Annotated in this window: 15 protein-coding genes, 2 tRNA genes and 2 other RNA genes; 9 read left to right on the top strand and 10 right to left on the bottom strand. The window is 52.5% G+C overall.

Annotated elements, in window-relative coordinates; all coding sequences use genetic code 11:
- Positions 1 to 128 precede the first annotated feature (128 nt).
- On the bottom strand, positions 129 to 746 hold the full coding sequence (gene tdk / locus IB214_RS10720; protein WP_115258305.1) for a thymidine kinase: 618 nt from the start codon (positions 744 to 746) through the stop codon (positions 129 to 131).
- Between the two features lie 648 nt (positions 747 to 1394).
- On the opposite strand from tdk, the gene hns reads away from it, so the two are divergent.
- Positions 1395 to 1808: a histone-like nucleoid-structuring protein H-NS gene (gene hns / locus IB214_RS10715; protein ID WP_096756794.1), complete on the top strand. Its 414-nt coding sequence runs from the start codon at positions 1395 to 1397 to the stop codon at positions 1806 to 1808.
- Positions 1809 to 1945: 137 nt separating this feature from the next.
- On the opposite strand, the gene galU is transcribed toward hns, so the two are convergent.
- From galU to rssA, 3 genes are all read right to left on the bottom strand, one after another.
- On the bottom strand, positions 1946 to 2854 hold the full coding sequence (gene galU, locus IB214_RS10710; RefSeq protein WP_096756793.1) for a UTP--glucose-1-phosphate uridylyltransferase GalU: 909 nt from the start codon (positions 2852 to 2854) through the stop codon (positions 1946 to 1948).
- A gap of 203 nt (positions 2855 to 3057) precedes the next feature.
- Positions 3058 to 4071 carry a two-component system response regulator RssB gene (gene rssB, locus IB214_RS10705; RefSeq protein WP_096756792.1) on the bottom strand — a complete coding sequence of 338 codons (1014 nt, stop codon included), beginning with the start codon at positions 4069 to 4071 and terminating at the stop codon, positions 3058 to 3060.
- Between the two features lie 90 nt (positions 4072 to 4161).
- Entirely contained in the window at positions 4162 to 5067 is a 906-nt protein-coding gene (rssA, locus tag IB214_RS10700) for a patatin-like phospholipase RssA (RefSeq protein WP_115258304.1), read from the bottom strand.
- A gap of 111 nt (positions 5068 to 5178) precedes the next feature.
- Between rssA and IB214_RS10695 the strand changes: the two genes are divergently transcribed.
- The 6 genes from IB214_RS10695 (at position 5179) to IB214_RS10670 (ending at position 7238) form a co-directional block, all read left to right on the top strand.
- Entirely contained in the window at positions 5179 to 5634 is a 456-nt protein-coding gene (locus tag IB214_RS10695; RefSeq protein ID WP_115258303.1) for a YchJ family protein, read from the top strand.
- Positions 5635 to 5688: 54 nt separating this feature from the next.
- On the top strand, positions 5689 to 6531 hold the full coding sequence (gene purU / locus IB214_RS10690) for a formyltetrahydrofolate deformylase (RefSeq protein WP_096756789.1): 843 nt from the start codon (positions 5689 to 5691) through the stop codon (positions 6529 to 6531).
- A gap of 155 nt (positions 6532 to 6686) precedes the next feature.
- A tRNA-Tyr gene (locus tag IB214_RS10685) sits at positions 6687 to 6771 on the top strand.
- A gap of 44 nt (positions 6772 to 6815) precedes the next feature.
- Positions 6816 to 6947, top strand: a non-coding RNA gene (locus IB214_RS10680) — RtT sRNA.
- Between the two features lie 35 nt (positions 6948 to 6982).
- Positions 6983 to 7067, top strand: a tRNA-Tyr gene (locus IB214_RS10675).
- A 45-nt stretch (positions 7068 to 7112) separates the two neighbouring features.
- Positions 7113 to 7238, top strand: a non-coding RNA gene (locus tag IB214_RS10670) — RtT sRNA.
- A gap of 127 nt (positions 7239 to 7365) precedes the next feature.
- On the opposite strand, the gene narI is transcribed toward IB214_RS10670, so the two are convergent.
- The 5 genes from narI to IB214_RS10645 all read right to left on the bottom strand — a co-directional run bounded on the left by narI (position 7366) and on the right by IB214_RS10645 (position 15936).
- Positions 7366 to 8043 carry a respiratory nitrate reductase subunit gamma gene (gene narI, locus IB214_RS10665; RefSeq protein ID WP_115258301.1) on the bottom strand — a complete coding sequence of 226 codons (678 nt, stop codon included), beginning with the start codon at positions 8041 to 8043 and terminating at the stop codon, positions 7366 to 7368.
- Positions 8043 to 8753, bottom strand: a complete 711-nt coding sequence (gene narJ, locus IB214_RS10660) for a nitrate reductase molybdenum cofactor assembly chaperone (protein WP_117342900.1) — start codon at positions 8751 to 8753, stop codon at positions 8043 to 8045. The genes narI and narJ overlap by 1 nt, the downstream gene beginning before the upstream one ends.
- Positions 8750 to 10288: a nitrate reductase subunit beta gene (gene narH / locus IB214_RS10655; RefSeq protein WP_096756786.1), complete on the bottom strand. Its 1539-nt coding sequence runs from the start codon at positions 10286 to 10288 to the stop codon at positions 8750 to 8752. Before narH ends, narJ begins: the two co-directional genes overlap by 4 nt.
- Positions 10285 to 14028, bottom strand: coding sequence for a nitrate reductase subunit alpha (locus IB214_RS10650; protein ID WP_096756785.1), 3744 nt, complete (start codon positions 14026 to 14028; stop codon positions 10285 to 10287). Before IB214_RS10650 ends, narH begins: the two co-directional genes overlap by 4 nt.
- 516 nt (positions 14029 to 14544) lie before the next feature.
- A complete protein-coding gene (locus tag IB214_RS10645) occupies positions 14545 to 15936 on the bottom strand; it encodes a NarK family nitrate/nitrite MFS transporter (protein ID WP_115258300.1) in 1392 nt (463 codons plus the stop codon).
- A 339-nt stretch (positions 15937 to 16275) separates the two neighbouring features.
- Here IB214_RS10645 and narX point away from each other — a divergent pair, with 339 nt between their 5' ends.
- Both narX and narL read left to right on the top strand, forming a co-directional pair.
- Positions 16276 to 18072 (top strand): nitrate/nitrite two-component system sensor histidine kinase NarX, encoded by a 1797-nt coding sequence (gene narX / locus IB214_RS10640; RefSeq protein ID WP_117342901.1) that lies wholly within the window; start codon positions 16276 to 16278, stop codon positions 18070 to 18072.
- A complete protein-coding gene (gene narL / locus IB214_RS10635; protein WP_003020756.1) occupies positions 18065 to 18715 on the top strand; it encodes a two-component system response regulator NarL in 651 nt (216 codons plus the stop codon). The genes narX and narL overlap by 8 nt, the downstream gene beginning before the upstream one ends.
- 19 nt (positions 18716 to 18734) lie before the next feature.
- On the opposite strand, the gene IB214_RS10630 is transcribed toward narL, so the two are convergent.
- Positions 18735 to 20120 carry a YchO/YchP family invasin gene (locus IB214_RS10630; protein ID WP_117342902.1) on the bottom strand — a complete coding sequence of 462 codons (1386 nt, stop codon included), beginning with the start codon at positions 20118 to 20120 and terminating at the stop codon, positions 18735 to 18737.
- Positions 20121 to 20147 lie beyond the last annotated feature (27 nt).

The raw sequence follows: 20147 nt of genomic DNA, 5'->3' as shown, positions 1-20147 counted from the left end.
ATGGACATGCCCGTAGGAGATTGGAGGAGGATGCGCGTAAAGGGTCTACAGAGGTGATTGTAGGGTAGTACTTCTGACTTATGGCCAGTGGTCTACCCTGCGCGTTACAGCGCCCAGGCGAGCGTAGATTAATCGTGGCTGTGCCGTTCCTGAATGGCCGTCAGAGAGCCCTCAGATTGCGCCTCTTTATAGTGCTTGCGGCATACCGACACATAGCGTTCATTGCCACCAATAACCACCTGTTCTCCCTCGTTATAAGGTCGTCCAGCTTGATCAAGACGTAGTACCATACTCGCCTTCCGCCCGCAGAAACAAATAGTCTTTAATTCGACCAATTTATCTGACCAGGCAAGCAGGTATTCGCTACCGCCAAATAATTCACCACGAAAATCGGTGCGTAACCCGTAACACAAAACCGGAATATCCAGCTGATCGACAACCTCGGATAATTCATAAACCTGCTGGCGTGTCAAAAACTGTGACTCGTCAACCAGTACACAATGTATTCTCTGCTGCGCATTCTCCGCGCGAATTTCTTCGAACAATGATGAATTTTGGTTAAACAGTTTTGCAGGTGACGACAGACCTATACGTGAACTTACTTTCCCTGTTCCAAACCGGTCGTCGATTTCCGCTGTATATACAACGGCACGCATGCCACGTTCCTGGTAATTGTATGAAGATTGCAGCAAAGCGGTCGACTTCCCCGCATTCATTGCAGAATAGTAAAAATATAGCTGTGCCATTGACCGTCAGCCCTCACCTGAGTAAATAAATATGGGCGCGATTGTATCATAATTCACAAACATGTCTGCGCACCGTTGTCGCCCACATACGTATAAAAAATCGCGTCAGCATCACTCATCAGCCTCCTAAATATGACGTACTACGGTAAGGTTCAGGAAACAGACTTAAGTTATGGGTCGTGCAGTGATGCACACCACCAATGCTCGAATAATCTGACTTATGACGGTATATACACATTCTTTCACAAATAGTGCCCTTGAAATTCATCAACGGTGCTTATCATCACAGTTCAATAAAGAAACCTTGCTTTCAATGTTATTGAATCCCCCTACGAACACCCTGTAATAGTGAATTCCCGTAAGCAAAACTAATACAAAAGGTTGAAATTACTGCAAACAGATACAATTACCGTGCTGTAAAATGTGACCTGAATCTTGAATTTTCCTGCATGACTGAAGAGTAGCCCCCACACCAATAAGCCTTTTTTATGCCCTTTCCCAGACGAAATTTAACGACAATGAATTAATGCAGATACTAAATAAAGCGCAATTTTGAATTCCTTACATTCCTGGCTATTGCACATCTGAATTTATCGCTCTATTATTAGCTCAACAAACCCCACCCAATATAAGTTTGAGATTACTACAATGAGCGAAGCACTTAAAATTCTGAACAACATCCGTACTCTTCGTGCGCAGGCAAGAGAATGCACTCTGGAAACGCTTGAAGAAATGCTGGAAAAATTAGAAGTTGTCGTTAGCGAGCGTCGCGAAGAAGAAAGCGCTGCCGCTGCTGAAGTTGAAGAGCGCACTCGTAAACTGCAACAATATCGTGAAATGCTGATTGCTGACGGTATTGACCCGAACGAACTGCTGAATAGCATGGCTGCGGTTAAAACCGGTGCTAAAGCCAAGCGCGCAGCACGCCCAGCTAAATATAGCTATGTTGACGAAAACGGTGAAACGAAAACCTGGACCGGCCAGGGTCGTACACCGGCAGTAATCAAAAAAGCGATGGAAGAACAAGGTAAACAGCTGGACGATTTCCTGATCAAGGATTAATCCACAATTAGTTTGCTTAAAATCCCGCCGACGGCGGGATTTTTTTTACCTGTACTTCGCATAACACCTACCCATAGGGGTATAAAAAAACGGCGCTGGATAAACAGCGCCGTTGCATGCGGATTAATAACGTGATGTTACTTCTTAATACCCATCTCGTCTTCAAGCCAGGCTTTAAATTCAGCGCCAAGGGTATTATGACGAATACCATATTCGACGAACGCTTGCATATAACCCAGCTTATTACCACAGTCATGGCTTTTGCCCTTCATGTGATAGGCTTCAACCGTTTCTTTTTCAATCAGCATATCGATAGCATCGGTCAACTGAATTTCGTCACCTGCGCCCGGAGGCGTTTTTGCCAGCAGAGGCCAGATATCTGCACTCAGGACATAACGCCCTACAACCGCAAGATTAGATGGCGCGACATCGGCTTTCGGTTTTTCCACAACACCGACCATCGGTACGCTTTCGCCCGGCGCTAATTCCACACCTTTACAGTCCACCACGCCGTAAGCCGTCACATCTTCTACTGGCTCCACCATAATTTGGCTGCTGCCTGTTTCATCAAAGCGACTAATCATTTCGGCGAGGTTATCGCGGGATAAATCAGATTCGTATTCGTCGAGAATAACATCCGGCAGGATGACCGCTACGGGTTCATCACCAACAACCGGGTGCGCACACAATACAGCGTGACCCAGACCTTTTGCCAGACCCTGACGAACCTGCATAATCGTCACGTGCGGTGGGCAAATAGATTGCACTTCTTCCAGCAACTGGCGCTTAACACGTTTTTCCAGCATAGCTTCAAGTTCAAAGCTGGTATCGAAGTGGTTTTCAATCGAATTTTTAGACGAGTGAGTCACAAGGACAATTTCAGTGATACCCGCGGCAATACATTCGTTGACGACGTATTGAATTAATGGCTTATCAACCAGCGGTAACATTTCTTTAGGAATTGCCTTGGTCGCCGGTAACATCCTGGTTCCTAATCCCGCTACCGGGATAACGGCTTTTTTGACTTTCGAATTAAGGGCAGCCATTTAAAACTCTCCTGGACTGTTCATGTATTGAACGTGTTCATCAATCTGTTTCGCATCCGAGTATATCAGTACCGCGACAAGCTTCAGGTCTGAAAAGGACGCGCGTCGGTATAATTAAGATAAATACGAATAAATCTGGCGCTGATAGTAGCACTGCAAAAGACAGGGAGGTGAGCCAATTTGAATCCCTGCCTCTCGATTGTTCATTCTGCGGACAACATCAGTCGCAGACGCCCCCCGGCACCCCAAATTTGGCACTGCCAGGACTCACAGCGTTGGCTTAGTTGGTTGAGGTACGTATTCCCCAACGTTCCCAACGGAACACCGTTACTGATTTGCACGTTGTGGCTACCAGTATTTAAGGTCGCATTCAGGCCCGCAGAGACCAGGACCAAATTTTTTAAACCGCTATGGTAGTAACCCACCAGCAACGGAAATTGTCCCGGTAGATTGGCCTGTCGCAGTAGATGATTAACCTGTTTCAGGAGCGTACCGAGTTCCGGCAACCGTTGATTCTGATGTGCCAGTTGCTCTTGTAGCAGCCCATTAAACAGTGCCCGTAACAACAGTGCCGCCAGCACGCCATTATCCCCTGCCCGCGTCACATCCAGGCAATAGAAGGCAAGATCGTGTTCCGACAACGGCGCAATATCAAGGACCAGGCCGGGTTGATCGGCGGCAACCAGTTGACGGTAGTTGATGCGACACTGTGAAATCACCTGTTGAACCGGTGGCTGTAGCTCTTGTAACAGTTTTGCTGCTGCTGCGGGGTCGCCGACCATCGCATCCCAGTCACGAAATAACCGCTCTTCTTCTTCAACGCGCGAGTTAAACATGTTGGGGTAAAGGCACGCAAAAACCGTTTCCCGTAGTCGGTTAAGGTCTTTCACCGGCTTAAGCAACACATCATCCACACCGAGGCGAAGTGCTTTGGCAATATCAGACATATTTTCTGTCGCGGAGATAACTAGGATTGGCGTCCGATCGCCACGGTTACGCAGGTATTCAACCAGTTTGAGACCGTTCATTCTCGGCATCGCAAGGTCGCAGATCATCAGATCGGGTGTAAAGCGCCCCAATAATTCCAGCGCATCAAGCCCATCGCCCGCTACAGCCGTTGTCGCTCCCAAAGAGGAAAACCATGAGTCCAGAAGTGAGCGAAATACAGGCTCATCTTCAACAATAAGAATCTGTTTTCCGACCAATGGCTGCGTCATATTCTCCCCCCTGACTGGCTTTAATCAATAGTGGCATGCTATTGCTACTCACGCCTGTCAGAATTGACTTAAGTGTTGATAAAAAATGCGTTAGATGTTGGTCTTCACCAGTGGCAGCAACTCATCCATTTTTTTCTCTACCGCAAGCTGCCCGGCAGCAATAGCTGCACCAGCACGGTGGAAGTCCAGCGTGGATATTTGCGGACAAAACGGTTGAATTAGAATATCTGGCGGGTCGCCGGCCATGCGGTTACGTTTAAGCCGGTTTTCCAGCACCTGAATAGAGGTGGTCATGATCTCCATCGCCGTGGGCGCAGTGACCGTTCGTCTGGCGGTGATATTACTCAACCGCTCTTTCAGACGCGCATGCCATGAAAGCTCGTCATCACTCGAGTCGGTATCATTGCTGACGTTAAAGGAGAGCAGATCTTGTTGCATGAGGTGCGCATCATGTTGCAGGTCAACCGCAATGACGATATCGGCGCCTAGCGCACGCGTCAGCGAAACCGGCACAGGGTTAACCACCGCACCATCAACCAGCCAATAACCATTATGTGCAACCGGGGACATCAGACCAGGAATACTGCAAGAGGCCCGCACGGCAAGGTGTAAATCACCTTCGGTAAACCACAGTTCGCGACCCGTACTCAGATTCGTCGCGACGGTAGCAAACCGGCGCTGGCAGTGTTCAATTGACTCGACAGGCATGACGTTGCGGTATTGATTAAACACGCGTTCACCGCGCAGCAATCCGCCTCTGCGCCAGGAGAGATCCATCAGGCGTAAAACATCCCAATAGCTGAACGAGCAGACCCATTGCTCGAGGGCGGGTAATTTATTACACGCATAGGCGGCGCCAACCAACGAACCGATTGAGCACCCTGCAACGATATCAACATCAATGCCCATATGTTTAAGGGCCTTAATCACACCAATATGCGACCAGCCTCGTGCCGCGCCGGAACCTAGCGCCAGCCCAATTTTTATTTTTCTCATTGTACCTACAGACTTCCCCTGGCTTGCAGACGTAGCAACATCACTACGGCTCAGTTAACATAGTGCTACCGTGGCGTTTTTACGCCGTTTTTTTATTCCAGGGAGTATTTTGTGTCTCAGCTTTGTCCCTGTGGTAGCGCTGTCGAGTATAGCCTATGTTGCTACCGTTATGTGTCTGGCGCGCAAGTAGCACCAACGCCGTCACACCTCATGCGTTCTCGTTACTGTGCTTTTGTGATGAAAGACGCAGATTACCTGATTAAGACCTGGCACCCCGACTGTCATGCTGCTGCATTTCGCGATGAGATTAGCGCAGGATTTGCCCATACCGAATGGCTTGGACTTACCCTTTTTGAACAGGCAACGTCGGACACAGAAAATACCGGCTATGTCAGCTTTGTGGCGCGGTTTTCCGAACAGGGGAAAACGGGCGCCATTATTGAGCGCTCTCGTTTTTTAAAAGAAAACGGCCAGTGGTATTATATTGATGGTACGCGCCCGCAAATTGGCCGTAACGATCCCTGCCCTTGCGGGTCAGGTAAAAAATTTAAAAAGTGCTGCGGCTAACCCACGCCCGACAGCATCTATTACGCAAACATTTTCAACAGGAATACCCCGGCAATGCATTCACAACAACGTAAAGTTCTGCGCACTATCTGCCCCGACCAAAAAGGTTTGATCGCACGCATCACCAATATTTGTTACAAGCATGAACTGAACATCGTGCAAAACAACGAGTTTGTTGACCACCGTACCGGTCGCTTTTTTATGCGTACAGAACTGGAAGGCATTTTTAATGACGTCACGCTGCTGACCGATCTCGACAGCGCACTGCCTGAAGGATCCATTCGCGAACTTACGCCAGCAGGCCGTCGCCGCATCGTTATCTTAGTCACCAAGGAAGCGCATTGTCTGGGCGACCTGTTAATGAAAGCCAATTACGGTGGACTCGATGTTGAAATTGCGGCGGTAATCGGCAACCACGACACGCTGCGTTCGTTGGTTGAACGTTTTGATATTCCTTTTGAGCTAGTCAGCCATGAAGGATTAACCCGCGAAGAACACGATCAAAACATGGCCGATGCCATCGACGCCCACCAGCCTGATTATGTGGTGTTGGCGAAATATATGCGTGTCTTGACGCCAGAATTTGTTTCACGCTTCCCGAATAAGATTATTAATATTCACCACTCGTTCCTGCCTGCCTTTATTGGTGCACGTCCGTACCACCAGGCTTATGAGCGCGGCGTCAAAATCATTGGTGCAACGGCTCACTATGTGAATGATAACCTCGATGAAGGTCCAATCATCATGCAGGACGTGATTCACGTTGATCACACCTATACCGCAGAAGATATGATGCGCGCAGGCCGCGACGTAGAAAAGAATGTGTTAAGCCGTGCGCTGTATCAGGTTCTGGCCCAGCGAGTCTTTGTTTACGGTAACCGAACGATTATTCTGTAATCACCAATAATATGAATTGATTAGCTTTACTGCGTTACGGATGAAAAACACGCAAACGATCTACGTTAAGCAAAGGAATGCTTTACAGCGGCGCGTCATTTGATATGATGCGCCCCGCTTCCCAAGGAAGCAGGCCAGTAAAAGCATTACCCCGTGGTGGGGTTCCCGAGCGGCCAAAGGGAGCAGACTGTAAATCTGCCGTCATCGACTTCGAAGGTTCGAATCCTTCCCCCACCACCATTATTCACTACAGCGATGTAGTTAACTCGATGAGCAATGCTGAAGTTTGCACTTATCGGGGAAGGGTGAGAACCTTCGATTAAGGTTCGACTCGAGCTAAAGCGAGAGAACGTTGCTAAGGGCAACGGCCCGAAGGGTGAGGAGCGAAGCGACGAATAATCCTTCCCCCACCACCATCCTCATAGCATTACCTACAATTTGAATTACCCCTGGTGGGGTTCCCGAGCGGCCAAAGGGAGCAGACTGTAAATCTGCCGTCATCGACTTCGAAGGTTCGAATCCTTCCCCCACCACCATCAATCCCCTGTGATACCTCAGCTAAATCAAAGCACAATGCCCCATATTCTGCCCATGCGGGAAGGATGAGAAGCTTCGATTAAGGTTCGATTCGAGCATAGCGAGAAAGCGTTGCCGCAGGCAACGACCCGAAGGGCGCAGCGCTGAGTCATCTTTTTCCCCCACCACCACTTCCCTGTAGTACCCTTAGCTAAACAGCTAAACCCCATAGGCCGGATAAGGCGTATTCGCCACCACCCGGCAACAGTCATAAAAAAACCCCGCCGAAGCAGGGTTTACAATGACGCAGAGAATCGATTAGTGGCGTGCGCGAACAATCTGATACTTGCGGGTCAAATACTCGACTGGCACGCTCCAGATGTGTACCAGACGCGAGAACGGGAACAGCAGGAACAGCGTCATACCGAGCACCAGGTGCATACGGAAGATAAACGCCACACCGTCCAGGTACTGGGACGCGCCGCCGTGGAAGGTCACCACAGACTGTGCCCAGTTGACCAGCTTCATCATCTCACTCCCGTCCATATGCTGGGCGGAGAACGGAATCGTCAGCAGACCCAGCGCACACTGGATAACCAGAACGGACAGCACCAGAATATCTGCGCCGGTGGTAGTGGCACGCACGCGTGGGCTGAACAAACGGCGTTTGAGCAGCAATACACCACCGACCAGACACATCACGCCGGACGCACCGCCTGCAAACATGGCCATTTTCTGTTTCACTTCCAGCGGCAGCCACGCTTCGTACATCCAGTGCGGCGTTAACATCCCCAGGAAGTGGCCGGCGAAAATACCCAGGATCCCGATATGGAACAGGTTTGACGCCATGTTCATCCCTTTGCGATCCAGCATCTGACTGGATGCCGCACGCCAGGTGTACTGCCCGTAGTCATAACGCAGCCAGCTACCAATCAGGAAGACAGAACCCGCAATGTACGGATAGATGTCAAAGAAGAACGTATTCAGGAAGTGCATTATTGCTGTCCTCCGGTGGTGATATTCAGATACTGCGGCGCAACGGCCCCGGCAAAACGACGCTGGTGAGCGGAGATCTCAGATTCACCGCACCCCTGATCGGCAAAGAATTTCACCTGCTCTTCTTCCCAGACAGCGTCCAGCGCCTGCGGAGTATCATCGCGAACTTCATCCGCAATTTTCTCCGCCACTTTGTCGCTGTCGATAGCCGCATTCGCCAGTTTCAACAGCAGATCGAACAGCACGGCGTAGCGACTTTCACGCTGTTGCAGACGAGCACTGAGCAGGGCCAGAATCGGGGCGATATCCTGCAAACCACCCAGCGCCTCTTCCTTCGGCAACTGCGCCAGATATTCCAGGTACAGCGGCAGATGGTCCGGTAATTCGCGGCTGTCGAGCTGTAAACCGTGCTGCTCGTACTGCGCCATCAGGTCAACCATCGCCTGACCGCGGTCGCGGGATTCACCATGCACATGTTCAAACAACAGCAGCGAGGTTGCACGGCCACGGTCGAACAGTTCACTGTAGCGGGACTGTGCGTCCAGCATGTCCTGCGCGGTTAAATCGCGCAGGAAGACGCCCAGAGTCTGGACATCATCTTTGTCCAGGTTTTCAGATGACGCGAGTGCATCGAAAAGTTCCTGCTGATGCTGCCATAAGGCAGCATCCGGGTACTCGAGCAGACGCGAAACAATGACGAGTTCAATCATTGGTGCGGCTCCGTTTTGCTGGTCACATCGACAGCATCGATGCGGCGACTGTTGAACAGATTGAATTTGGTGTCCGAACCGTGGCAACCGTCGCCGAAGGTAAAGCCACAACTGCTTTTCTCCGGGAACGCTTCACGCGCCAGCTCACGATGGCTGCTCGGTACCACGAAACGATCTTCGTAGTTCGCGATGGCCAGGTAGCGGTACATTTCCTGCGCCTGCGCTTCAGTCAGACCAACTTCTTCCAGCGCACGGGTGTCGACTTTACCGTCAACGGTTTCCGCACGTTTAAAGTGACGCATCGCCAGCATGCGCTTCAGCGCCAGTACCACCGGCTGCGTATCCCCTGCAGTCAGCAGGTTTGCCAGGTACTGAACCGGAATACGCAGGCTGTCCACGTCCGGCAGAATACCGTTGCTGCCCAGCTCACCCGCATCAGCCGCAGACTGAATCGGTGACAAAGGCGGAACATACCAGACCATTGGCAGCGTGCGGTATTCTGGGTGCAACGGCAGCGCCAGCTTCCAGTCCATCGCCATTTTGTACACCGGAGACTGCTGAGCCGCGTCGATCACGCTCAGCGGAATACCGTCTTTCAGTGCCTGCTCAATGACCGCCGGGTCATTCGGATCGAGGAACACGTCCAGCTGACGCTGGTACAGATCTTTCTCGTTCTCGGTGCTTGCCGCGCTTTCAATGGCGTCAGCGTCATACAGCAGTACGCCGAGGTAACGAATACGTCCGACGCAGGTTTCGGAGCATACGGTCGGCTGACCGGCTTCGATACGCGGATAGCAGAAGATGCACTTCTCTGACTTACCGCTCTTCCAGTTGAAGTAGATTTTCTTGTACGGGCAACCGGTAATACACATACGCCAGCCACGGCACTTGTCCTGGTCGATCAGCACGATGCCGTCTTCTTCACGCTTGTAGATGGCACCACTTGGGCAGGTCGCCACGCACGCCGGGTTAAGGCAGTGCTCGCACAGACGCGGCAAATACATCATGAAGGTATTTTCGAACTGGCCGTACATCGCCTTCTGCATGTTCTCGAAGTTTTTGTCTTTTGACAGCTTCTCGAACTCGCCGCCCAGGTCGTCTTCCCAGTTCGGACCTTTGGTTATCTTGTCCATACGCTTGCCGGTGATCAGCGAACGTGGACGTGCAATCGGCTGCGCTTTGCTGTCAGCCGGTGCGTTGTGCAGCGTCTGGTAATCGAAGTCAAACGGCTCGTAGTAATCATCGATACCCGGCAGATGCGGGTTAGCGAAGATTTTACCCAGCAGCAGCGCTTTGTTACCCATGCGCGGTACCAGCTTACCGTTGATCTTGCGGATCCAACCGCCCTTCCATTTTTCCTGGTTTTCCCAGTCGGTCGGGAAACCGGTGCCCGGCTTAGTTTCAACGTTATTGAACCAGGCGTACTCGGTCCCTTCACGGCTGGTCCAGACGTTTTTGCAGGTTACTGAACAGGTGTGGCAACCGATGCACTTATCGAGATTCAGCACCATGCCGACTTGTGAACGAATTTTCATTTTACGCTCTCCTGTACCTGGTCATTGCCTTCGCCATCCAACCAGTCAATGTTCTTCATCTTACGGACCACCACGAACTCATCACGGTTTGACCCTACGGTGCCGTAGTAGTTAAAGCCGTAGGCCAGGTGGGCATAACCACCAATCATGTGCGTCGGTTTCGGCGTAATACGGGTCACCGAGTTATGGATCCCGCCGCGCTGTTCGGTAATTTCCGACCCTGGAATATTCACAATACGTTCCTGGGCGTGGTACATCATGGTCATCCCGGCCGGGACACGCTGGCTGACTACCGCACGGGCGGTTAGTGAACCGTTGCTGTTAAAGACTTCGATCCAGTCGTTATCTTCGATACCCAGATCTTTCGCATCCGCTTCACTCATCCACACGATCGGACCGCCGCGGCCTAATGTCAGCATCAGCAGGTTGTCGCTGTAAGTGGAGTGGATACCCCACTTCTGGTGTGGCGTCAGGAAGTTGAGCGCTTTCTCCGGATTGCCGTTGGATTTCTCGCCCATCACGGCTTTCACCGAACGGGTGTCAATTGGCGGACGATAAACCAGCAGGCTTTCACCGAAGTCGCGCATCCACTGATGATCCTGATACAGCTGCTGACGACCGGTCAGCGTACGCCATGGGATCAGCTCGTGAACGTTGGTGTAACCGGCGTTGTAAGAAACATGCTCATCTTCCAGGCCAGACCAGGTCGGGCTGGAAATAATTTTACGCGGCTGCGCCTGAATATCGCGGAAGCGGATTTTCTCGTCTTCTTTATTCAGTGCCAGATGCGTATGGTCACGGCCGGTAAATTCACTCAGCGCAGCCCAGGCTTTCACCGCCACCTGACCGTTGGTTTCCGGCGCCAGGGTGAGGATCATCTCGGCGGCATCAATCGCCGTATTCAGCATCGGCTGACCTTTAGCCGGGCCTTCTGCCTTGGTGTAGTTAAGCTTACGCAGCAAGTCCATTTCGCTCTGGGTGTTCCAGGCAATCCCTTTCCCGCCGTTACCGACTTTATCCATCAGTGGGCCGATGGAGGTGAAGCGTTCGTAAGTTGCTGGGTAATCACGCTCAACGGTCATGATGTGCGGGGCAGTAACGCCTGGGATCAGATCGCATTCGCCTTTTTTCCAGTCCTTCACGTCCAGCGGCTGCGCCAGTTCGGCAGCGGAATCGTGCTGGATAGGCAGCGTCACCACGTCGGTTTCTTTACCGAGGTGACCGACGCAGACTTCAGAGAATTTCTTGGCGATGGCTTTGTAAATTTCCCAGTCGCTTTTCGATTCCCAGGCCGGATCAACAGCGGCAGACAGCGGATGAATAAACGGATGCATGTCCGATGTATTCATGTCGTCTTTTTCATACCAGGTGGCAGTAGGCAACACGATATCGGAATACAGACAGGTGCTCGACAGACGGAAGTCCAGCGTCACCACCAGATCCAGCTTGCCATCGAGACCGTTATCCTGCCATTCCACTTCTTCTGGCTTCACACCACCCTGTTTGCCCAGATCCATCCCCTGAATACCGTGTTCAGTACCCAGCAGATACTTCAGCATGTACTCATGACCTTTACCGGACGAGCCCAGCAGGTTAGAACGCCAGATGAACAGGTTACGCGGATGGTTTTTACCGTTTTCAGGTTGTTCTGCCGCAAAGCGAATAGAACCCTCTTTCAACGATTTCACGGTGTAATCAACCGGCGTCATCCCGGCTTTTTCCGCCTCACGGGCAATGTACAGCGGGTTGGTGCCCAACTGCGGCGCAGATGGCAACCAGCCCATACGTTCAGCGCGCACGTTAAAGTCGATCAAGTGACCGCTATAGCGGGACTTATCCGCCATCGGCGACAGCAGTTCCTGCGCAGTTACCGTCTCATAACGCCACTGGCTGGAGTGGTTATAGAAGTAGGAGGTGCTGTTCATGTGACGTGCCGGACGCTGCCAGTCGAGGCCAAACGCCAGAGGCTGCCAGCCGGTCTGCGGACGCAGTTTTTCCTGACCCACATAGTGCGCCCAACCGCCACCGCTCTGACCAACGCAGCCGCAGAACACCAGCATGTTGATCAATCCGCGATAGTTCATATCGAGGTGATACCAGTGGTTCAGACCGGCACCGACGATGATCATTGAACGACCGTGCGTTTTGTCAGCGTTATCGGCAAATTCACGGGCGATACGCACGATTTGAGCGCGTGATACACCGGTAATTTTTTCTGCCCATGCCGGGGTATATGCTTTGATGTCATCGTAGCTGGTGGCGCAGTTTTCATCGTTCAGACCGCGTTCCAGACCGTAGTTCGCCATGGTCAGGTCATAAACGGTGGTCACCAGCGCGGTAGTACCGTCCGCCAGTTGCAGGCGTTTGACCGGCAGTTTGTGCAGCAGAACGTTTTCCAGTTCGACTTTATTGAAGTGCTCGGTGCCTTCGCCGCCAAAGTATGGGAAGCCGACTTCAGCGATGTCATCCTGGCTGCCCAGCAAGCTGAGCTGCAGTTCGGTTTCTTTACCGGACGTGCCGTCGCGCTGCTCAAGGTTCCACTTCCCTTTTTCGCCCCAGCGGAAACCAATCGAACCGTTTGGCGCGACCATCTCGCCGTCGGTATTGACGGCAACGGTTTTCCACTCTGGGTTATTTTCCTGGCCCAAAGAATCGACCAGATCGGCGGCGCGCAGCATACGGCCCGCCGCATAGTAACCGTCACGCTCTTCGAGCATCACCAGCATCGGGAAGTCGGTGTAACGACGCACATAGTCGGTGAAGTACTGGCTTGGGTTATCAAGGTGGAACTCACGCAGCATGACGTGGCCCATTGCCAGCGCCATCGCGGCATCGGTGCCCTGCTTCGGTGCCAGCCACAGGTCGCACAGCTTGGCAATTTCAGCGTAGTCCGGGGTGATCGCGACCGTTTTGGTCCCTTTGTAGCGAACTTCAGTGAAGAAGTGGGCATCCGGGGTACGGGTCTGCGGAACGTTTGAACCCCAGGCGATGATGTAGCTGGAGTTGTACCAGTCGGCAGATTCCGGAACGTCGGTCTGCTCACCCCAGGTCTGCGGAGACGCAGGCGGCAGGTCACAGTACCAGTCGTAGAAGCTCAAGCAGGTACCGCCAATCAGGGACAAGTAGCGTGCACCGGAGGCGTAGGAAACCATCGACATTGCCGGGATCGGCGAGAAGCCTGCCACGCGGTCAGGGCCGTAGGTTTTGACGGTGTAGACGTTAGAAGCGGCAATCAGCTCATTCACTTCCTGCCAGGAAGAACGTACAAAGCCACCACGACCGCGCGCTTGCTTGAAGCTTTTTGCTTTATCGGCGTCTTCGATGATGGATGCCCATGCGTCTACCGGATCGCTGTGCAGTCTTTTCGCTTCACGCCACATTTTCATCAGGCGTTTACGCATCAGCGGGTATTTCAGGCGGTTAGCGCTGTAGAGATACCAGGAGTAGCTCGCACCGCGCGGGCAGCCGCGTGGTTCATGGTTTGGCAGGTCTGGACGGGTGCGCGGGTAGTCGGTTTGCTGGGTCTCCCAGGTCACCAGACCATTTTTCACGTAGATTTTCCAGCTGCATGAGCCGGTGCAGTTTACCCCATGAGTTGATCGCACGACTTTGTCATGCTGCCAACGCTGGCGGTATCCATCCTCCCAGTCCCGGTTAGTATTGAGAAGCTGGCCGTGCCCATCGGCAAAGGTTTCGCCCTTCTGCTTGAAGTAGCGAAACCGGTCCAGGAATTTACTCATCGGTTGTCTCCTGTAGGAGCCTGACGGCTCTCTGATAAATCGACATTGCTTGATTGAGAATGAAGGTAACGCTATGAAAGCGCGTGGGAATTGATAACGATCAAGGCAGGCAGGGATGGGAAAGAGAGGTTAAATTTTATATACCCCTTAAGTGGGATGAGGTAAAAGTGAGTAATTATTTGATTTTAAATATGATTTTAAAATTAACTCATCATACAAATGTTAAATTCTTTACAAGTGAGTATTAAGGGGTATCCCCCCTGGCAGACCTCTTTCTGTGCACCGTTCTGACAGACGATAGTCTCTGTAGATAAATAAGTATGTTGTAACTAATTACAGACAAAAAAAAAGCGCGGTCTAACACCGCGCAAAGGATAATCAACCTACACGTCATCCTTCAAACTGCTTCCGCGTTGGCTGTGCTCGTTCTCCCCAGTCACTGACTTGAGTATGCTCCTGGGGATTTCTCACTTGCCGCCTTAATGCAGTTAGAGTGATTTTGTGTACATTACTTTTTTATTTTTTAGAATGACGTCCGTATACCACCCAAGTGATGACCACGCAGGCGACATAGAAGATCAGGAACACTTTCATCGCATCTACCGGCGAACCGGTTAACGCCAGCGACGTACCAAACGCTTTAGGAATAAAGAAGCCGCCAATCGCGCCGATAGCTGAGATAAAGCCCAGTGCCGCCGCCGTGTCGGTTGCCGCTTCACGCATCGCTTTCTCTTCGGAGCCACCTTCGGCTTTCACTCGGTCCATCGTCAGTTTACGGAAGATCACGGAGATCATCTGGAAGGTAGAACCACTACCCAACCCAGCCGTCAGGAACAGCGCCAGGAACACCGCAAAGAAGGCGATAAAGTTGCCACCCTCACCGTTTGTGGGCAGCGTCAGGAACAGCAAGGCGCTGAAAATGGCCATCAGGACAAAGTTCACCAGCGTCACGCGCGTCCCGCCCAGTCGGTCAGAAATTGCCCCACCAGCAGAACGAGCCAGGGCGCCAATCAGCGGACCAAAGAAGGCATAATGCAGGATCTGCACCTCAGGGAACTGCGTTTTTGACAGCATGGCAAAACCGGCAGAGAAGCCGATAAAGGAGCCGAAGGTTGCCAGATACAGCAGACTCATAATCCACAGATGTCCGCGTTTCAGCACCGGTAATTGCTCTTTCAGTGACGCTTTAGAGGTTGCCAGTTCGTTCATACCAAACCACGCAGCCAGCGTCAGCACCGCCAGGAACGGTACCCAAATCCACGCGGCGTTGGCCAGATACAGTTGCGTGCCATCCGGTTGTTCAACGCCGTGGCTACCGAATGCCGCGAAGATAGACAAGGAGACCACCAGCGGCGCAAGCAACTGCATCACGCTGACGCCCATGTTACCCAGACCGCCGTTCAGCCCCAGTGCACCGCCCTGTTTCTGTTTCGGGAAGAAGAAACTGATGTTAGCCATGCTGGAAGCAAAGTTTGCCCCGGCAAAACCGCACAGCAGAGAGATGATAATAAACGTGCTAAACGGCGTGGTGGTATCTTGCACGGCAAAACCTAACCATACGCAAGGAATGATCAGGATACCGGTGCTGAATGCCGTCCAGCGACGTCCGCCAAACAGAGGAACCATAAAGGAGTACGGAACACGCAGCAGCGCACCGGAAACCGACGGTAATGCCGTCAGCATGAACAGCTGCTCGGTGGTAAAGTCAAAGCCAACCTTCGGTAAGTTCACCGCTACGGCGCTAAATAACATCCATACGCAAAATGCCAGCAGCAGACAAGGGACGGAAATCCACAGGTTGCGGCTGGCAATACGATGACCTCTTTGTTGCCAAAAGGCGGGATCTTCCGGCCGCCATTCTGTAATTACAGATCCAGATGCCCTTTCCGGGGCAGATGAGTGACTCATAGACACCTCTGATACTTGTTTCGATGCCTGCAACATTAGGGTTTACAGCGAGAGGTAAGTTGATATAAATCAAAGGAAAAGATGTCATTATTAGTGCTTAAAATTTATCATTACCCCAAATGAGTACATAACATCGCTAAAAAAGATGTGGTTTTTCACGCTTCTGTCGCCCCCTACTCCCCTCAGCCGGGGATCTCTCCCACCTGCGGCAATTAAGGGGTAGCCCGTTTGAGGTATGGGTATACTCCAGTGTATAGCTGAGAATAACGCCACTGCTTGCAGCAGCATCGTCATTCATAAGGTTTTCGCTACAACGAAATCCTGAAGGAAGAAGTCACCATGTTAAAACGTTGTCTCTCTCCGCTTACGCTGGTCAACCAGGTGGCGCTGATTGTTTTACTGTCCACCGCAATCGGCGTGGCAGGTATGGCCGTCTCCGGCTGGTTGGTTCAGGGCGTTCAGGGCAGCGCGCATGCGATTAACAAAGCCGGCTCCCTGCGTATGCAGAGCTATCGTCTGCTGGCAGCGGTTCCGCTGGATGCCAATGACCAGCCGCTGCTGGAAGAGATGGAAAGAACGGCCTTCAGCCCGGAACTCACGCGCGCCGCTAAGCGCGACGGACAACAGGCACAGCTGAAGGCGTTACAGGATTACTGGCATACCGAACTGGCGCCAGGGCTATCACATGCACAAAACGCGGACGCCGTTGCCGAGGACGTTACGCAGTTTGTGGCAGGACTGGATAAGCTGGTGACCGCCTTTGACCACACCACGGAATTGCGTATTGAGCGCGTGGTGATGCTGCATCGTCTGATGGCCGTGTTTATGGCACTGCTGCTGGTTTTCACCATTATCTGGCTGCGTGTTCGTCTGCTGGAACCGTGGAAACAGCTGCTGTCGATGGCGCGAGCCGTCAGCCAACGTGATTTTACCCAGCGCGCATGCATTAGCGGGCGTAATGAAATGGCGGCCCTGGGATCGGCACTGAACAATATGTCAGAAGAGCTGGCAGAAAGTTACGCGGTACTGGAACAGCGGGTGCAGGAGAAAACCGCCGGTCTGGAGCATAAAAACCAGATCCTCTCCTTCCTGTGGCAAGCCAACCGCCGTCTGCACTCTCAGGTACCACTGTGTGAACGTCTTTCCCCGGTACTCAACGGGCTACAAAATTTAACGCTGTTGCATGATATCGAACTGCGGGTGTACGACCTGGAAGATGAAGATAATCACCAGGAGTTTACCTGTCAGTCGAACGTCAGCTGTGATGAAAAAGGGTGTCATCTGTGTCCGCGCGGCACGCTGCCCGCCATTGACGGCGGAATCACACTGAAATGGCGACTGACCGATGCGCATACTCAGTATGGTATTCTGCTGGCCACATTGCCGCACGGACGTCATCTTAGCCACGACCAGCAGCAACTGGTTGATACCCTGGTTGAACAACTGACCGCGACGCTGGCGCTGGACAGGCAGCAGGAGCGTCAGCAGCAGTTGATTGTGATGGAAGAGCGTGCCACCATTGCACGCGAACTGCATGATTCTATTGCACAATCGCTTTCTTGTATGAAGATGCAGGTCAGCTGTTTGCAAATGCAAGGCGAGGCGCTGCCGGAAAACTGCCGCGACCTGTTGAGTCAAATTCGTAATGAACTGAACACGTCCTGGGTGCAGTTGCGTGAGCTGTTAACCACTTTCCGTTTGCAGTTAACGGAGCCTGGATTGCGCCCCGCGCTGGAAGCCAGCTGCCTGGAATACAGCGCCCGATTTGGTTTTACGGTGAAGCTGGATTACCAGCTGCCACCGCGTCTGGTGCCTTCGCACCAGGCTATTCACCTGTTGCAAATTGCCCGTGAAGCCCTGAGTAATGCCCTGAAACACTCTCACGCCGATGACGTTGTGGTGACGGTGGTGCAAAATGGCAAGCAGGTCAAACTGACAGTGCAAGATAACGGCTGCGGCGTACCGGAAAACGCCGAACGCAGTAACCACTACGGCATGATTATTATGCGCGATCGTGCGCAAAGCTTGCGCGGCGATTGCCGTGTACGCCGTCGCGAGACTGGCGGTACTGAAGTTGCTGTCACTTTCATTCCCGAAACAAACTTCACAGAAGTCCAAGGAGATACCCATGAGTAATCTGGAACCGGCAACCATCCTGTTGATCGATGATCATCCGATGTTGCGAACCGGTGTAAAACAGCTTGTCAGCATGGCGCCCGATATTACCGTGGTCGGCGAAGCCAGTAATGGCGAGCAGGGTATCGAGCTGGCTGAGTCTCTTGATCCCGATCTGATCCTGTTGGATCTCAATATGCCCGGTATGAACGGTCTGGAAACGCTCGATAAGCTGCGCGAAAAATCCCTGTCCGGCCGCATCGTCGTATTCAGCGTCTCCAATCATGAAGAAGACGTGGTCACCGCCCTGAAACGCGGCGCGGATGGTTATTTGTTGAAAGACATGGAACCGGAAGATTTGCTGAAGGCATTACAGCAAGCGGCCGCCGGTGAAATGGTGCTTAGCGAAGCTTTAACACCCGTACTGGCCGCCAGCCTGCGTGCTAATCGTGCCACCTCAGACCGCGATGTCACCCAGCTCACGCCGCGCGAACGCGACATCCTGAAACTGATTGCCCAGGGCCTGCCTAACAAGATGATTGCCCGCCGTCTGGACATCACCGAAAGCACGGTCAAAGTCCACGTGAAGCATATGCTGAAGAAAATGAAGCTCAAATCACGCGTAGAAGCCGCGGTATGGGTACATCAGGAACGCATTTTCTAATTTTTAATGCTGCTTATCGTCAACGAGGATCATTTTCCGACACCGCGCTAAACGGTTCGGTCAGTGATAGCGTGATCTCATTGGAAGAGACACGCTGACCCTGTTCGTCTTCCACCACCACCGACAGCCGCCAGCGGTTTGTTGCCCCGTCACTGCTGTCCCACTTTGGCATAATAATCGTCCAGCCTTCTGCACTCCGGGTAGTTGTTCCCGCCGTCAAACTCAGCGCTTGCGTATCCCCCTGCCACGTCAGGTGGCGAATACCGTGCTGACTGCGCACTTCCAGCTTCAGCGCTACCGACTCGCCAGGCGTGAGATCCCACGGCGGAGTTGCCAGAAACACAGCCAGGGTTTTGCGCTGGCGATATTCCATCGTCGGCAGATTGTTACGCTGTGGTAAGTCATAACGACTCCCGCGTAAGGACTGACTGCCAGCCACTTCGCTGACCATCAACTGTTTTTTTAACGGTACGCCAAAGCGATAGTTAAGCTTTACGCCGACGCTGTTCTGGCTGACCCCGCTTTCACCCTGCTTATGCTGCGCGGTCACCGTCACCAGCGACACCGGCGTGTAGCTCAGCCCCAGCTTGACCGCCACCGGATTATGGTAGCCGGTTCCGGAATGAAACAGATCGACCTGGTCGCCAAAGTATTGCTCCACGCTAACGCTGGTATTGAGATGTTCATAAAACGGGACCCGCATCAGTGCAGTAAGATCGTATCCCCGCGCCATGCGCTGCACCTGCGTCGCAGAACGTTCCTGCCAGGACGAGAACGGCTGGTAATAATTGGCTGATAAGCGCAGATACTCGCCCCACGCTTCGGCACCCACGCCACCGCGCGGCAGGTTTTCATCCAGCAGAGTGTCATAAAAGGTGTTGTAACCTAACAACCAGCCGTTGCGTACCCAGCGCTGCCCGATGCCCAGATTACTGACCAGCCCCTCATCTTGCTGGGTTATCCCCATCTGGCTCCAGGTCAGGTAGCGTTGATTATCCTGCCACGGAATAAACCAGCTTCCCCGGCTGCCGGTAAAGCGACCCTCGTTATCCACCTGTAGCCCAACGCTGGCATTACCCCAGGGAGAAAGCAACGACTCCAGTTGTTGATTTACCTGCTCACTGACCGTGTCACGCACTTGGCCAAACGCAAACTGCTTCGCCTGTTCACCGGTATCAAGACCATTATCGGTCATGCTGGCTTCGCCAAACGCTTTGACCATTTCGGCAAAATGCTTTTCACCGGCCCGGGACTCCGCTGCCATGCCAAGATCGGGTAAGCCATCATGATTGTTGTCAAACGGGTTGGCGGCCTGCTGGATAAACGAAGACTGCGCGCTGGCAGTACCGCCTGCCAGCGGCAAGAGTAGGAGGATACTACGTGTACAACTGAAAAAACGGCTCAAATCGTCGGTGGCTTTTACATCATTAAA

Origin of the sequence: Citrobacter sp. C1, from assembly GCF_014596895.2 — a bacterium.
Classification (GTDB): Bacteria; Pseudomonadota; Gammaproteobacteria; order Enterobacterales; family Enterobacteriaceae; genus Citrobacter; species Citrobacter gillenii.
Note: the sequence above shows the minus strand (reverse complement) of the source record. Positions and strands in the feature narration are given on the sequence as shown.

What these genes read in the sequence shown, in the direction of transcription:
- tdk (WP_115258305.1), bottom strand. Translation starts at nt 746, where the DNA reads ATGGCACAGCTATATTTTTACTATTCTGCAATGAATGCGGGGAAGTCG.
- hns (WP_096756794.1), top strand. Translation starts at nt 1,395, where the DNA reads ATGAGCGAAGCACTTAAAATTCTGAACAACATCCGTACTCTTCGTGCG.
- galU (WP_096756793.1), bottom strand. Translation starts at nt 2,854, where the DNA reads ATGGCTGCCCTTAATTCGAAAGTCAAAAAAGCCGTTATCCCGGTAGCG.
- rssB (WP_096756792.1), bottom strand. Translation starts at nt 4,071, where the DNA reads ATGACGCAGCCATTGGTCGGAAAACAGATTCTTATTGTTGAAGATGAG.
- rssA (WP_115258304.1), bottom strand. Translation starts at nt 5,067, where the DNA reads ATGAGAAAAATAAAAATTGGGCTGGCGCTAGGTTCCGGCGCGGCACGA.
- purU (WP_096756789.1), top strand. Translation starts at nt 5,689, where the DNA reads ATGCATTCACAACAACGTAAAGTTCTGCGCACTATCTGCCCCGACCAA.
- narI (WP_115258301.1), bottom strand. Translation starts at nt 8,043, where the DNA reads ATGCACTTCCTGAATACGTTCTTCTTTGACATCTATCCGTACATTGCG.
- narJ (WP_117342900.1), bottom strand. Translation starts at nt 8,753, where the DNA reads ATGATTGAACTCGTCATTGTTTCGCGTCTGCTCGAGTACCCGGATGCT.
- narH (WP_096756786.1), bottom strand. Translation starts at nt 10,288, where the DNA reads ATGAAAATTCGTTCACAAGTCGGCATGGTGCTGAATCTCGATAAGTGC.
- IB214_RS10650 (WP_096756785.1), bottom strand. Translation starts at nt 14,028, where the DNA reads ATGAGTAAATTCCTGGACCGGTTTCGCTACTTCAAGCAGAAGGGCGAA.
- IB214_RS10645 (WP_115258300.1), bottom strand. Translation starts at nt 15,936, where the DNA reads ATGAGTCACTCATCTGCCCCGGAAAGGGCATCTGGATCTGTAATTACA.
- narX (WP_117342901.1), top strand. Translation starts at nt 16,276, where the DNA reads ATGTTAAAACGTTGTCTCTCTCCGCTTACGCTGGTCAACCAGGTGGCG.
- narL (WP_003020756.1), top strand. Translation starts at nt 18,065, where the DNA reads ATGAGTAATCTGGAACCGGCAACCATCCTGTTGATCGATGATCATCCG.